Here is a 16,696-nt window from a genome sequence, read left to right on the forward strand (position 1 = left end):
TGCAGCCATGAATCCGACGAAACGCATCATTCTCTTCCCTCAAGACAAAGGCGGCATCGGCAAGAGCTTTGTCGCCGCACTGCTCTACGATTACTTGGGCGACGAAGGCGCCCGGGTGAAGGCATTCGATTTGGACCATGCCAACTCGACCTTCAACCGGCTCGTGCCGGAGGCCGAGTTCATCGATACCGATGTGGACGTGGACAAGCTCGGAGTCCTCGACCGCATGGTCCACGCCTTGGACGACGCTGACACGGTGCTCGTCGATAATCGCGCTACCGGCGGCGGCAAGGTGCTCGCTTATCTCGACGAGGCTCGATTGCCGCAACTCCAAGGCGAACTGGATCTCGCCCTCGTGTTCGTCCTCATCGGCACCGACGATAAGGATGCGAATTCGCAGATCGCGGAATTACTCGACGCCTATGGCGAACGCGTGCGCTGGCTGGTCGCGCGCAACCTGCGCGACAGCGACACGCTCCCCCTGTTTACACAGAGTAATTCGCGCCGGCGTCTGCAAGAACTGGGGGCCGTCGAGATCGATGTTCCTTGTTTGTTCGAGGTCACGCGTAACCGGCTCCAGCAGGCCAATCTCACCGTCGGACGCGGTCGTGCCAGCGAACAGCTTCATCTCCTCGACCGATCCCGTTGCGTCCGCTTTCACGAACGCATGGCGGCTGAGTTTACGAAAGCCCGAGCGCTGCTCATCGGATGAAGCCCGAGGATCTGCTCGACCCGGCCAGTCTGCCGGAAGAATTACAGTGGGTATCGTCTCACTACCGCCTGCATCCCGATGATCCGGTCTATTTGCTCATCGCCTGGCACTGGCAACGGGTAAAAGCATCGGAGGACATCTTGCAGGCCGCCATTGTGGAAATGAAGACGGCCTTGGATGCGCGCATTGAAGCGCTGGCAGATTCCGCCGATGCTATCGCTGGGGTGAATGCTGTACTCAACCAGATGCAGCAGGAAATGACCAACCGTCCAGCGATCCTCGGCAAGGAGCTTGAAACGCAATTGCGGCAGCCAGTCGCTGATGCTGTCTCGCGTCTCCGGGCGATGGAAAAATCACTGGGCTTGGCCGCCCGGACATTCCGTCTTGCCCGACGCCGGCACCTCCTTGCCACTTTGCTCACCGGTGTCGCATTGGGCGCGATTGGTGCCATCGTCCTCTTTTGCGTATGAAGGCGGTGGGGGTGGTTATCGTCTGCCTAGGTGTGGCATTCAGCGCCCGGAGCCTGCTTCCGGGCATAGGATATTGGTTGGCGGTGGCCGCGTTGACACAGGCCATTTGGAGCGCATTTGAATCACTCGACCGATGGGGCGAATCGGCACAGCAGTTCGCGCTTGAGCTCTGGGGGCTCACTTGGACCCGGGATGAAGCGTGCTGCCATTTTCTCATCACGGGAGCGACCGGCACGGGCAAAACCGCGCGAGCCGTAGTGCCCATCGTCCACGGCTTGCGCTCGACTTTGCCCGATACCGGCATTCTCGCGGTGGACTCCAAAGGAGCGTTGTGGAAACCACTTTCCGCGATGGCGCGCAGCTTGGGCCAGGAAGAAAGCCTGCGGCTCATTCGGGTGCGGCCGACGCATATTCCTCTTGGCAAATGGAACCCTCCTCTGCGTCTGAATCTGCTCTCCATGCCCGACGTGCCGTGGACCACCTACGCGAAGATGATTGTGGATACCGCGACGGCCGCCGGACAACGTGGCGGTCAGACGTTTTTCAAAGAAACCGCCCGCGATGTCATTACCCATGCGATGCACGCCCTCGAAGCGGCGGATTTGCCGGTGACTCTCGCGAACGTGCACGATATGATTTGCGTCTCCAGCGATCTCGCGATGGTGCTGGCCCGGCTCGCCGAGCGACCGGGTCGCGCCGCCGAAACGGAGCGGCAATACTTTAAGGATTTTGCCGAGCAACCACCCGAACAGAAGAGTGGCACGGTCTACACCGTAGCGAACTACCTGCGGCCTTACACGCCGCCGGACATTGCCGAAGTCTTTTGCTCGGTGGAACCGAACTTCTCCCTCGCCGAGATCGACGAGGGGCGGCTCATTTGTCTGTCGATTCCACAGACCTACCAGGTCGAACGCCGCTACCTCAATCTCCTCGCGAAGCAATTGTTCTTTCTTCATGCCTTCCGGCGGTTTGATCTCGAATCCGAGGAACTGCATCGACGCAATCTGATCGTGCTCGTTCTCGACGAAGGTCAGAAGACCACGCTCGTCTCCGAAGACGGTTTCGCCGACCACGCCACGGTTGATGAATTGCGTGAGGCGGGAGCTTGCCTGATTTCCGCGACGCAAACACCCTTGTCATTCTATGCCGCGTTCGAAACCGAGCGCAAAGCAGATGTTTTTATGGCCAACCTGCGCACGCAGATTCATTTTCGAGCTGCGGATGAGAAAGGAGCAAAGATCATCTCGGAAAAGATGGGCGGACGGGAACTCCGCAAATATAGTGGCGGTATCAGTGCCGGCCGGACATCGCGAAACTGGCAGATGATCGATGAGCCGTGGTTCAAACCCACGCAACTTCAGGCGTTGCCGGAAGGTAGGGCGGTGATTCGCCATCCCCGCCACACAGGGAAACCATTTCTGCGTAAACTGCCGTTTACCGGGTTTACCCACGCCAACGACTTCGTGGCAGAACTGGCGGACTTCAGCACGAAACCGGTGCGGTGATGTCAATTTCGACTTGGGGAGCCGAGGCCAGCGCGAGTCAGTGTTCCCCGGCGGCGCTCGGTTTGGTTCTGATGCGCGGTCCGGTTCTTTGAAGCATGGGATCCCCGCGTCTCCAACGGCCATCCCACTGCTTCCAAGTAGTCTTCAACCAGGCCGCGAGCATCACGGCGACGGAGGGTATGGACGATCAGTGCGATTGGGTTGGGCGCCTCTTTACCCATGATACGGCGCAGAAGGCGGACTGCCTCCGTATAGATAATATAGTCGTTGAGAGGTAACGTGACCATGAGGTGAACGGACGGGGGCAGATGAGACATAGAGCACTATAAGTTGAGGGTTGAATCAAGTGCTCCGCCCCGGCCTGACGACGGGAGCACCACTTTGCTGATTTTGCGTGGCGATAGTGTGCAAAATACGCACTGCGTTTTAGACACCAATCATAGATCACAGCCCATCGCATGTCTTTTATTTATCCACGATTTTTTTGGATTAAATCGTGCGAATTCGTGGCAGATAGACACAGGGCGGAACCCCAAACTGCCGCTTGAACTGAACCGTCAAATGGCTGTGGTCCGAAAATCCAGTCATGTAGGCGACCTGATTGACCGTATAAGAGCCGGTTTTAGGGCTGCCCCGAATTGACGGACACGGGCAACGGGGCCAAAGCAGAAGGAATCCTCATGAAGACGCAGTTAAGCAAATCCGTGATCAAATACCAATCTATGACTTGTGTCCTGTATTTTAAAACTTAGTAAGATTTGACACATGCCTGCCGAGTATTTTTACAACGGTCATTTACGTTGGAGCGTATATTGGGGAAACCCTAACTTCATGGCTTGTTTTTTTTCGTGTGCTCTTGTGTGGCTCTGGCTGGCGGAACTTCGTTGGGCGCGTTCAAACAGGCTGGGCTTGCGCATTGGAGGGCTTGCATTACTCTACGGTTTGGAGCTGTGCAGTTGGTTTGTGCTTGTGAAAACTTACTCGCGGGGAGGGCTCCTCGCAGCCTTGTGTGCGTTGCTATGCTTTTTTACAGTGGTGGAACAGGGTAACTGGAGTGGACTCAGGCGCAAGGGGCTGAATCTGATCGTACGAGTCGGATTGATTCTTTTCATTTGTGTGTTCACTGGATTTGCAGGTCGGGTTTCGCCCGGATATCTGGCCCAAGATATGTCAGTATCCAATCGTTTGGAACTGTGGCGCGGCGGCCTCGCAATGATCTGGGACTCTCCATTCGCAGGATGGGGTTTTAAGCAGGGTGGAATGGCCTATATTAATTGGTATCAGCAAATTGAGCAAACAGTAAAGCCCACAAGCTTCGTGAACGGCTATCTGGAACTCACGGTTAATCACGGAGTCCCTGCATTATTTTTATCGTTATCGGTTCTCCTGGTCGCGGTGGCCATCGCGGTCACGATGCGCAAACACAGTTGGTGTGTAGCTGCTGGCTCGTGCGTAATCGCATGGATGACAGGCAATATCTGGACTTGTTGCTGGTATGAGTGGTCGCTGTGGCTGCTTCCCTCCGCATCGGCGATTTCGCTTTTTATCATTGGAATCCGAAACAAGGGGACACTGGGAAGCTGCATCTGCGGTGTTGGCTTGGCACTGTTGATTGTGGCTGGCGCGCTCAGTGCTGGATATGCTGCGGCAAAAAACACTTACTGGCAGGCAAAACCCTTGGATGGCGCTGATGTGGTGAAGCTTTCAAGGCGTGATTCTAGCACAGCTGCGGACACTCCAAGTGCTTTATGGGTCGATGGCACAATCTTTGGCACCTACTATGGCAAGTCGATTCGGGCATCTGTATCTTCCTTTGATGTTTTTTCTTCGGAATCGCTGATTGTGTATGCGCCGTGGCATTGTTCAGATCCGCATACCAGCTTGCGGCCTGAGGTTTGTGTTTATTCGGGTTTTCATGCGAGCCGCGTTCGATTGGGTGGGGGAGGATTGAAAAAAACAACCATTTTATATCCTTCTGTATACCCTCCGGAAGGCAATCCGCCTGCTAATCACGAAATGGTGGTCTGTTTGCCGTTAGCGGATACGTCCCAGTATGATCGTGCATGGCGTATTTGGACAGCGAAGATGGGGGCTAAACTGGTTTATTCGTCCCAGGGAGGACGGTTAATCTCTCCTGCAAGCAATCCTGTAATCTTTTCGACTGCCAATGCCGAGCAGCGCGTTTTGCGCTCAGAAATCCTGTTGAACATGGGCAAGGTTGATATGAATGGCTTGCCGCGACTGTCTCTGGAGCTGGGTGGAGTATCCGTGCTTTCTAAGTTGGGCTTTAATTTCCAGCTGACGCATGGAATTCGCATTGGCAGCAACCGGAGTGCCAGAAGCGAGTGGAGTGTAACCGGGTTGCGGACATGCGTTTATTTCGAATCCCACGATCAATTGGTCTGGGTCAAACCGGCTGGCCAGAAAATGAGGTATCTCCGACAAGACATGGGATTTGGTGACGGCAATGACGGTTCATCCGTAAACGTTTTTGAATCCGGCGTTATAGAAATAAAAACCCGCCAGGGTTCGGTTTGGCGGTATAAGGACGGCTTCCTTGAAACTATCACCGATGCACAACTGGGGAGATTCGCTGTCGTCAGCGACAGGGAGTCTATTCTGGAAATCTCAAGGCTGGCTGGTGATGCCCGCATTGCAGTGGCGCGCATCGGATACGCCGAAAACGGACTGCTTCAACACTTGATATTTTCAGGCGATAGAAAATGCAATTTTGAGTGGAGTCATGATCATCGTCTTTTGCGTGTTGAGAATATCTCTGGGGTGCGGACACAATTCGAGTATGATGATGCATTGCTGACTGGCTGGCATGGGAGCAATGGCGCATCGGGGATATATAGGTGGGCGCCACGTGACGACGCAAAGCGAGGCGTTGCGGTTGGTCGAGCACCGGTCGTGCTCACTGAGGATGACGTTTTCCGTTATGAATATGCCCGTGACGGCAATGTAAACATCATTCTGGTTCATACCGTGGATGGTTCTTTTGTAAGCGAGACAAAGATCGGGCCAGGGGGGATTTTCCAAAGAACCGCGAATGAAATAAAAAGCGTCCGAAACCGCAGAAATGCACGGTGACAATATCGCCCGCTTTTTGGCTTTGCCAGCCACCCCTTCCACAAATCGGGGTAATTTCACCCCAACGCCGTGAAAACACCACTCTGGATCGCTCTGTGCGTTTACCTCCTCATCGCCATCCTTCACAAGCAACTCAACATCCCTTCACTCTCTATAGAGTTATGCAGCTTTTGCATTCATCATTTTCTAAAAGTTATTATTTAGCAGCTGTTTATTGAGAAATACTATAAAAACATGATGGCTATATACTTAACTATCTGATTATTTGTGATTTATAACCGGGCGACCGTAATACCTGGTGGTAATTTATATACTTTGCAATAATAAACAAAGATATATCATTAAAATAAATATTTATTCTAAAAATAATCCTTTACACCGTAATATGGCACCATAAAAACACTTAAAGTTTGTTTCCCGTTCCCCCATTAAACTCCGTTGGTATTTCTAAAGGCGTGACATAGCAACGCAACCACCCATACGCCGTTCCTTACTACCCATACCTATGAACACTAAAATTGTGACCTTTCTGGCCGTGTTTTTTACAATATTGTGCCCACTGTTTGCCGAGATTCAATGGGATCCGATGGAACAGTCGATTACTTTGGCGGTAAATCAACAACAGGCGGACATTAAATTCATCTTTAAGAACAACGGTGCCGAGCCGATTGCCATCCTCTCGGCAGTGCCCTCTTGTTCATGTCTGAAGCTTTCCACCATGGAGAAGGAGGCATATCAGCCTGGAGAGGAGGGCGTTCTGGAAGCCCGGTATACTCGCACCAGCCGAGCCGGCCCGCAAAACTACAAAATTACGGTTACCACCACCGATCCGCAAAATCCCACGGTTACGCTTCGGGTGAACGTGGCCAGCACAACCAATTACGTTGTCACGCCCAGCAGCGCGCACTGGGTGATGGGAGCCCAGTCTGGAAGCAAGGTGCTGCTTTTCCGCGACATCAGGCAGGCCGGAGTAAGGCCCACGGCGGTGTTTTCAACAGACCCAAATTTTGTCGCTGAGATACAATCCAAAAACGACGACGGCGCGTATCCAATAGTCATAACAGCGATTTCCACAGAAAAAGCCACCGCAGGTTTTATCTACATCGATGTCACTGCGGAGGACGGCACTGTTGAAAAGGCCAGAATCGTAGCCGCAGTCAAGGATCCCAATTCCCAAAGGGTCATCGTTCGGTGACGCGCTGCAGTTCATACGCGCGCTTCCGGTTGCCATCAACAAACATAGGTAAGCCGGGCAGTTGAAGGTCTTTTGCTGCTCGGAAACTGATCCGAACCCAATTGGCGAAACAAGACATCAAACAGTATTACCCCTCACGACAGCGTCAGCGTGCAAACATACCGTATCATCATGAAGCTCCAAAAATCGATTCGGAATCTTTTTATAATCCTCGTGATGGTGTTTTTCATCCAACCTGCAACGCGAGCCGGATATGTCACCCGCTGCCAGACGGATTATGAGGAGTATTGCTGGACTGAAACCGATTCTTATTTGATATCATATTACGAATGCTGGACGGAGTATGAGTGGGTCGATGACGGTGAATCAGGCTATTACACATATTTTGAATTTTGCGAGTGGGTAGAAGAGTGGGTGGATGAAGAAAGGGAGGTGTGCGAATGGATTGAATCTGATTATTGCTGGGAAGAATGGGTGGACGAACCGCACACGGTTACAATCAACCCAAACAGTGCAGTCACCCTCACGCTTGGCCAGTCGCGCACTTATTCATCCGAAGCGGCCGCAGGATCCTACGAAGCGGAAAATCGCACGCTCACGGCGCACAGCATTGATTGGAAAGTTCCCGGAGGGCAATGGATCTCCGCGTCAACAGGTATTGCAATGCCAGGTTCGTCAAATTTGGGTGCGCTCACAGGCGGTGTGGCAAGGGGGATTTCCTTGAGCGGGGCAACGCAAAGCTCGCACTCGATCACGCTCACCCCGACACAGGCGGGTGCATACACGGTGCGGTTCACCGCGCAGGACAACATCGGCAACACCTGGCATTCGTCGTCACATGACTTGGTGGTTGTCAGCCCTCCACCCGACACACCCGCCAATCCCGTCATCAACAACACTACCGCCACGAGCACTACGCTCACATGGGAAGGCTCGACCGATCCCGGCATCACTTACGAAATCGAACGCAGCAGCGACGGCATAACCTTTGTCAAAATCGCCGAAGTGACAGGTGCGCTTGCCTTCGCCGACAGCGGCCTGACTCCGGGTGTCACCTATTATTATCGCATTCTTGCCCGCAACAGCGCTGGCGCATCGTCCTATACAAGCACGTTCCAAACCACGGCCGTCCCTGACTCCACGCCGCCCACGGCCCCTGCCAACCTCACCGCATCCGGCATAACAAGCAATTCAGCAACCATGACATGGACGGCATCCTCGGACAACGTGGGGATTGCGGACTATCTAATCTTTCTCGACGGCGAGGTGATTAATTCGACAAACAGCACCTCGTATGCGCTCACCGGCCTTGCGCCATCCACGGCATATGCTATTGCCGTGAGGGCGAGAGACGTGGCTGGCAATGTTTCCGACCCAAGCAACATGCTTACTGTTATCACTAGCTCCACTGGGTTTACCCTCACGGCCCGCCAGTTTAATGTGGATTACAATACCCCCAATTATGCCGGGGTAATCGCCCAGCTAATGAACTATAGCAATAATGTCGACGGCATGTATATAAAGGCAACAGATCCCTCTTTCTATGAGGATGGTTCCATCGGCCTATCCAGCCAGCCATTAGTCATACAGAGGGCGACAAAAGACGAGGCCATCCGAGATTTCCTGATGTCTGTATGGGGAGGCCTTTTGACATATGAAGGCATCGTTGATGGCGATCATGGGACAATAACGAAGACGCAACAGTTGGAGCAGCTTCGCGGGTGGATACGAAATAGCATCAGCGTGAGCGAGGATGGTTGGCTGGAAAGCATCGCTCTTGCGTTCACACTCGATTATGATGATCCGAGTTATTGGGATTATGACGATGATGGGAACGGATCTTATGTGGAACTGCCATTGTCTATCGTGGGGCTCACCGGGTACGCAATTGAGCTGTCGGGATCTGAAATGCTCATGCCCACGGCGCCCCAGTTTGTCGATCCTGATTATGATCCCAGCAATGGTCCTGAGCATGAATACGAATGTTACGTCGTCATCCCCCATGTCGAGGGAGTTACCTATTACATCGATGGCGGGGAGGGAGTACCTGGAGAAGATCAATATTATTCCTTGGGCGACACCGTCACCGTTACCGTCGTCGCTGAGGAGGGCTATCATTTCCCAAACAATGCTGTCACCACGTGGACGCATACCTTTGGCTCCAGCTCGCCTTATTTTATTGTTCCCGTCGCACCTGTTTTTGTCGATCCGGGGTATGGGGGCGGCGAAGCTTTTGTGAATATTTCCCATTCAGAAAATGTCACCTACCGCATCAATGGCATGTCAGTTGGGGGAGGCGAATATGGCTACTTCGTTGGCAATACCGTCACTGTTACCATCGAGCCTGCGACGGGATATTTCTTCGCCAAAGATGCCGTCACTGAATGGACCCACTCCTTTGGCCACCGTGTCGTTCCTGCTGCGCCTATGTTCATTCATCCCGAAAGCAACGACGACGACCCCATCGTCGATATTCCCGGGACCGAAGGCGTCATCTATCGCATAAACGGCAACGAGGCATCGGAGGGTGAGAATCATGTTTCAGACGCCGACTATGTCATCGTCACCGCCGAGCCCGCCTGGGGTGTTATTTCCTTCCGGCACTACTACCGAGTGGACGCACTTGTTCGTAGCCATCACGCGTCCGACTGGATTGATAGCAGGCGGGGAGGCGGTCGACTCGTTCACGCTTTCATGGACTCCGGCCATGAGCAAACACGGAACCATAACCGGCTACGAAGTATGCCGGGACGGCGTGAGCATTGGCACAACGAGCGACACGCAATTGCGCGTGACCGGCTTGGCCCCTGGCATCGCCTATTTGTTCGAGGTGCGCGCCAGCGACTCGGCGGGCAATTCCTCCGATTGGAGCACGCCGTTTTCATTTACCACCGGGCAAACGCTTGTTGGCAGCGGCACTACGCTTCCCGGCGCATGGGCCGCCCAATACGGGCTTTCTCCCTCCGACGTGTTCGGCGACCCCGACAATGATGGCCTGACCAACATCGCCGAATACAATCTCAGCACCAATCCGACCAGCTATGACGCGGGCACGAGCACCTTGGGCAACACCGTGCCGGCGGGCTGGCCATCCCCCGCCACTGGCGGCACCCATGCCGTGGGAACCACCGCCGGTGAATTTTCCGTCGATAAAAATGGCGCGGCCACTTATACGATTCCCATTGCCGTCACGCCCGGCACGGCGGGCGTCGAACCGAAGGTCACGCTCAATTACAGCAGTCAGGCTGGCGCTGGCATCGCGGGCTTCGGCTGGTCCATCGGCGGCCTTTCCGCCATCTCCCGTGGGCCGCAAACCAAGATGGTGGACGGCCAGAACCGCGCGATGGACTTCACCGGCGCCGACCGTTTCTATCTCGACGGGCAGCGGCTGGTTGTCATCGGCGACAATGCCTATGGCGCGGAGGGTGCCGAATACCGCACCGAGATTGAATCCTTCACCCGCGTCGTTTCCTACGGTGCCAGCGGCAACAGCCCCGGTTGGTTCAGGGCGTGGACCAAGGGCGGCCTCATCATCGAGTTCGGCCACACCGACGAGTCGCGCTTCCGCCCGCAAAACCAGATGGCTCCGCTCTCGTGGGCCGTGAACAAAATTTCCGACACCGCCGGCAACTACATGACATTCCACTACTCGGTGGATGCCGTCAGCGGCCAGCAGGTGCTGGACGAAATCCGCTACACCGGGCACGACGGCGACGGCACGCCATCGTCACCGTTATTGCAGCCTTACGCCTCGCTGGAATTTGTCTATGAGAACCGGCCCGACACTTCTTTTGGCTACATCCACGGCGCGAAAATCTCCTCGCTCAAACGGCTCAAAAAAATCAGGTCGCTTTACGGCGAGACCGAGGTGCGCGCCTACACGCTCAGCTACACCCAGCGCCCTTACAGCAACCGTTCCTTGCTCGCGAGCATCACCGAGTCCGGGGCCGGCGGCGCAGCCTACCTTCCGCTCACCTTCGCTTATTCCGATCCACCGGGCGGCTTTGATGTGCCGGGCTCCGCCTTCCATCCGCCCCCGGTCATCGCCGGGATTGACGGCCAGGGCCGCCTGGCCGACCAAGGCGTGGTTTTTATTGATTTGAACGGCGACGGACGCGCTGATTGCCTGCAAAAACTCGGCCTCAGCGGCGACGTCGCCGCCATGTATGGATACAGCGGCACCGTCGTAAGCAAGGCCTGGCTGAACACGCCTTCGGGCTGGGTGGAGGCCATCGGTGCAAACGGTCAGCACGACCACCGGCTGCCCGGCTCGGCGCCGCTTTCAACCAATATGAAAACCCATGCCGAAACCTATGTCCGGCTCGCGGATTTTAACAACGATGGCCTGATTGACGTCTTTGATGGTAGCACGGGCAATACCTATTTGAGTACCGGGACTGGATTTGTCCTCAGTGAGCGTTACTCGGTGCGCAGGCCTTCTCTCCCAAACGGATATAATGACGAACAAATCGTGCGCTTCCATATTGATCCACCGGAATTACTCGACCTTGATGGCGACGGACGGGTGGATGTTTCATCAGTGGGTTCCTACTTCATATACGAAACATACCCCGGCACCGGCTCACTGATTTCCATAGATGCTTCTTACACCTGGTTCAACACCGGCGGCGGCAGCGAGGCGGATCGCGGTTCGGCCTGGACACAGGCAGCACCGGAGCACACCATCTGGACTGACAGGTCTCATCCCGGCACACGCTTCCTGGACCTGAACGGCGATGGCATGACGGACATTCTCCAGGCCGCCGGCTCGGCAGTTCACGCCTATATAAAAACACCAACGGGCTGGCAGGACGATCCATCCTACCATCTGCCGGTGCTGCTTTACAACTATGGCACCCGCCCGGCCCCCCCGGGGATTGGCGGCGAGGTGGGCGATCTTAACGGCGACGGGCTGCCCGATGTCATCACGCGCAACAGCGGCGGCGGCGCAAACAACCAAAATGCTGTTTATATCAACACCGGCACCGGCTGGACGCCGGGTCCGGCCAGCCTGCTTTCCCCGGACGGGATTGCGATTTATCATGACAACGAGTCACGCGGCTCCGCCATCCTGGACATCAATAACGACGGCATCCCGGATTTTGTGCATCGCTACGGGGATGGCACTAATTTTACCACGCGCCTTGGCACCGGCACCAGCTGGTCATCAAACGCGTCCGGCTATCAAATCCCGCGCATGCTGGCCACCGGCACCATCGGCAATCCCGGCAACGAGTTTATCGACCTCAACGCCGACGGTGCCGCCGATCTCGTCTGGGCGTGGAATAACGGCGGCATCATCTCCAAGGGCGCTTATATAAACCGCCGCGTGAACCCCGACCGCCTCACCGTCGTCACCAACGGCCTCGGCGTCAAGGTTTCCGTCTCCTACGCGCCGCTCACCGCGCCCGCACCGGAGGGCGGCGAGCCCGTCTATGAAAAGGGCGCCGGCGCGACCACCCCCGTGGCGGACGCCATCGGCCCCCTGCATGTCGTGAAAACCGTCTCGCATGACGACGGCGCGGACGGCACCTATGACATCGATTACCGTTACGGCGGGCTGCGTTCCCACCTCGACCGGGGCAGCCTTGGCTTTGCCTGGATGCAGGCCACCGACACCCGCACCCAAATTCGCACCAAGACTCACTTTAATCAGGAGTGGCCCTGCATTGGACTGTCGACCGACATCATCACGCAAACGGAGGATGATGTCGTTCTGTCGCAAACCGCCACCGATTACGCTTATCTTTCATTAAACGGAGGCAAAACCGTTTTCCCCCACATTTCCCAAACCATCCAGAATACCCGCGAATTAAACGGTGCACTCACGTCCGAAACCGTCACCACCTACACCTATAATATCTATGGCAACGCCACCGTAGTCGAAATCGACACTTCCGGCGGCGGGGCTGTGTTTACGAAAACCACCACCAGCACATATGCTGACGATGATGACTGGATACCACCCGCTCCCTCGCAAACATCGCTCAACTGCTGGATGCTCGGGCGGCTGCTCAGCAGCACCGTGACCACCACCACCCCGGCCACCGGCGGCGGCGCTCCGCTTGTCCAGACCCGCACCTCCGATTTTGGTTACGACTCCACCACCGGTCTCCTCAACTTGGAAATCATCGAGCCGGGCGAGGCGGACGCCTCCCCGCTCAAACTCACGACCACCTACACCCACGACGCCTTTGGCAACACGGTTTTGGCGACCACCACCGGCGCGGGCCTCGGCTCCGGGCGCACCGCCGCCACGACTTACGATGACATCGGGCGCTTCCCGCAGGGAACCAGCAACGCCCTCGGGCAAACGGAAACCTACGAATATGACTCCGCCCTCGGCGTCCGCCTTTCCACCACCGGCCCCAACGGCCTGACCACCTCGTGGGAATACGACGGCTTTGCCCGGCCCGTGCGCGAGCTCCGCGCCGACGGCACCGAGAGCATCACCCGCCACCGCTGGGCCGGCTCCGGTGCGCCGACGGGGGCCTTGTATTATATGGAAACCGAGTCCACCGGCTCCGCCCCCGCCGTCACCTTTTATGACAAGATGGGCCGCGCCATCGCCACGTGGGGCATCAACCCCGGCGGCACCGACGGCCTCGCCCGCATCGTCACCGCCGAGACGCAGTATGATGAAATGGGCCGCGCCTTCAAAACCTCGCTTCCGCATTACCTCAACACCCCCGCCCCCGGCTGGGCGGAAACGCTCCTCTACGACGATCTGAATCGCCCGCTGGAAATTTCCACGCCCGACGACGAGGCCCTGGGAGGCACGGTGCTCAGCTCCATCGAATACGACGGTCTTGTCACCCGCACTATCAATCCGCTCGGCCAGGTCGAGGAGGTCGCCAAAAACACCCAAGGGCAGGTCATCCGTCGCGTAAACAACGCCGCCGGCACCGGCGTCAACAAAGGCGAAATCCACTACTATTACGACGCCTACGGCAGTCTCCTCAAAACCTCCGTTTATCGCGAGGACGGCTCCACCGTGGACACCACCTTCGCGTATGACAATCGCGGGCGCAAAACCGGCATGACCTCGCCCGACATGGGCACATGGACTTACGCCTACAACGCCCTCGGAGAGCTCGTCTCGCAGACCGACGCCAAGGGCCAGACCACGACCATGACCTACGACCCTCTCGGGCGGCTCGCCACACGCACCGACAAAAACTCCTCCGGTGTGGTCAAATGCACCACCACGTGGACGTATGACAACGCCACCACCGAGCCCGGCACCGGCGACGCCAAAAGCCGGGGCCGGCTCCTGTCTGTCCTCGTGCAGACGCCCGGCCAGCCGGATTATCAGGAAACCTTCCTTTACGACCATCTCGGACGGCAGTCGCGCCTCACGCGCCGTATTGATGATATAGATTACGCCGTCAATCAGGAATACGATTCCTGCGGACGTCCTTCCGTGACCGTCTATCCCGGCGGTTTCCGCGTGAGGAATGTATATAATGACCTCGGCTTCCTCAAGGAAGTGCGGGCCGACGGCGGCGTCATGCCGTCGGGCTGGCTTAACGACGTGCGCCCCAATCATCGTTTCTGGCAGGCCGACGCCTATACCGTCACCGGGGCGCTGAAAAGTGCTTCGCTGGGCAACGGTCTGGCCAGCCACCGCGTGATCAGCTCCGTGACCGGACGCGTCCGCGAAGTTTTCTCCGGTGCCGGGACAGGCTGTCACGCGCAATATCACACCTATAATTACGACGCCCTCGGCCAAGTCGTGAACCGCACCGACTACGCCCTGGGCCGCGAGGAAACCTTCGCCTACGACGGCCTGAACCGGCTGACGCAATGGCAGTTGCAGGGAGCGGGTGGCACGGGCGTCCCGCCCGTGGTTCCGAAAGCCGTCGCCATTTCCTACAACGCCATCGGCAACATCACCCAAAAATCCGACTACGGCGTGTATTCCTATACCGGCGTCAACGCCGGCCCCCACGCCGTCACCTCGGTCTATGACGCCGCCGAAAACCTCACGCGCAACTACGCCTACGATGGCAACGGCAACATGACCACCGGCGCGGGCCGCGAATTGGCATGGACGGTGTTCAACCAAGTCGAAACCATCACGCAAGGCGCGACGAGCACCAACTTCCGCTTCGGCGCGGGCCGCGAGCGCATCGTGCAGGAGCACAGCGACGGCACCAAGACCATCTACATAGGCGACCTCTACGAGCTGGTGATCAACGCCGCCGCCAGCTTCACCGAGGAAAAATATCATGTCTGGTCGCCGCTGGGCAAGGTCGCCACCCGCACCGTGCGCAGCGATTCCCTCATCGAAACCCGCTACCACCATCTCGACGCCCTCGGCTCCATCGTGGCCGTCACCGACGAATGGGGCCGCGTCGAAAAACGCTTCGCCTTCGACCCGTGGGGCAAACGCGAGGCGCTGGTTGACACCCACACCGGGCAGGGCGGCAAGGTCACGCGCGGCTTCACCGGCCACGAGCATTTGGACGACTTCGGCCTCATCCACATGAACGGGCGCGTCTTCGACCCCGCGCTGGGCCGCTTTCTGTCGGCGGACCCCTTCGTGGGCGACGAGGGCGCGTCGCAGGCGTATAACCGGTATAGTTATGTGGACAACAATCCGCTCAACGCGACCGACCCGAGCGGGTATTTGAGTTTTGACGACGTCTTCCGGGTGATTGTGGTGGCGGCGATTGTGATCGCCGTGGCTTACTCGGCCGGGACGGCGGCGGCCGGTCTAGGAAAGTTTTGGAGTGCCGTGGCCGCGGGCGCCGCCGGGGGGTTCACAGGAGGCTTTGTGGGCACGCTGGCCTATGACGGCAGTCTCAACGACGCATTAAAGGCGGGACTCATTGGCGGAGCCATAGGCGCGGCGACTGCGGCGGCATCTTCCGGCATTGGAACACTGTTTGGCAATGCCAAGGGGATATGGGCAAATGATTACGTGAACTGGACCGGATGCACACTGGCCCATGCGACCGTAGGCGGCTTGGTGTCGGAAGCACAGGGCGGGGAGTTCCGGCACGGGTTCTACTCGTCGGCCTTCTCCAACGGCATCATGCACGGCGGGCTGCGGGAATTCATGGGCGGCGACGCGGGCGGCTGGTATGTCGCCGCAAGGACGGCGGTCGCCGCCCTTATCGGTGGTACCGCCGCCGAACTGGCCGGCGGAAAATTCGTCAATGGCGCGGCCACCAGCGCCATGCAGCATCTGTTTAATGCGGAGGCGAGTAAGGCCGAGAAACGCAAGCATCCGATGGGAGTTATTTTGATTGATCAGAAAATGATAGACACCCATGATCCAGTCGCCATTGAAGCCAAAAAGAGAATTGATCGTATAAATATGTACTTAGAAAGATACGGCGCACCGGATCGAGTAATATTGCAGGGTTACAATAGTTTAAGCGATTTGGAAGAGACTATTATATCCAACATAGATCAGCATACGAAGTTAGTAGCGACCATTGCACATGGTATATTTCGAGATCCCAATGATCTAACAACTTATATGAGAAAAGTGAGCGTCAACGGGACGGCTGTTAGCGATATTGCATGGAAAGATACGATCGATCAGGCCATGGCGGCAGCATTTTCAAAAGCGGAAGTTATGTATGTTCACTGCAATATTCTGAAATACGATTATAATACAAAATGGTATAATGCATTTATGGGACCGGATGGTTATGCTTATGTCAGTGCGCTTAAGGCATATGCTAATAATAAAAACCAAGGGAAATGA

The 16,696-nt window shown here is 56.5% G+C and carries 6 protein-coding genes and 1 pseudogene; all 7 read left to right on the forward strand.

From position 1 onward, the window contains the following. The first annotated feature begins 7 nt into the window (after positions 1-7). The 7 genes and pseudogenes from OH491_RS01180 (at position 8) to OH491_RS01210 (ending at position 16,696) form a co-directional block, all read left to right on the forward strand. Positions 8-712 carry a division plane positioning ATPase MipZ gene (locus tag OH491_RS01180; RefSeq protein ID WP_068772877.1) on the forward strand — a complete coding sequence of 235 codons (705 nt, stop codon included), beginning with the start codon at positions 8-10 and terminating at the stop codon, positions 710-712. Then, complete coding sequence (locus OH491_RS01185; protein ID WP_068772876.1) at positions 709-1,182, forward strand: hypothetical protein; 474 nt, start codon at positions 709-711, stop codon at positions 1,180-1,182. Before OH491_RS01180 ends, OH491_RS01185 begins: the two co-directional genes overlap by 4 nt. After that, on the forward strand, positions 1,179-2,687 hold the full coding sequence (locus tag OH491_RS01190) for a type IV secretory system conjugative DNA transfer family protein (protein WP_068772875.1): 1,509 nt from the start codon (positions 1,179-1,181) through the stop codon (positions 2,685-2,687). Before OH491_RS01185 ends, OH491_RS01190 begins: the two co-directional genes overlap by 4 nt. Before the next feature lie 765 nt (positions 2,688-3,452). Continuing rightward, positions 3,453-5,780 (forward strand): O-antigen ligase family protein, encoded by a 2,328-nt coding sequence (locus OH491_RS01195; protein WP_342750824.1) that lies wholly within the window; start codon positions 3,453-3,455, stop codon positions 5,778-5,780. A 505-nt stretch (positions 5,781-6,285) separates the two neighbouring features. Next, positions 6,286-6,975 (forward strand): DUF1573 domain-containing protein, encoded by a 690-nt coding sequence (locus OH491_RS01200; RefSeq protein ID WP_068772872.1) that lies wholly within the window; start codon positions 6,286-6,288, stop codon positions 6,973-6,975. A 663-nt stretch (positions 6,976-7,638) separates the two neighbouring features. After that, positions 7,639-8,355: pseudogene (locus OH491_RS01205) on the forward strand (fibronectin type III domain-containing protein); the annotation flags it as partial. A 1,174-nt stretch (positions 8,356-9,529) separates the two neighbouring features. Beyond that, entirely contained in the window at positions 9,530-16,696 is a 7,167-nt protein-coding gene (locus OH491_RS01210; RefSeq protein ID WP_342750825.1) for an RHS repeat-associated core domain-containing protein, read from the forward strand.

The sequence above is a fragment of the Termitidicoccus mucosus genome (assembly GCF_038725785.1).
In the GTDB taxonomy this organism is placed as follows: domain Bacteria; phylum Verrucomicrobiota; class Verrucomicrobiia; order Opitutales; family Opitutaceae; genus Termitidicoccus; species Termitidicoccus mucosus.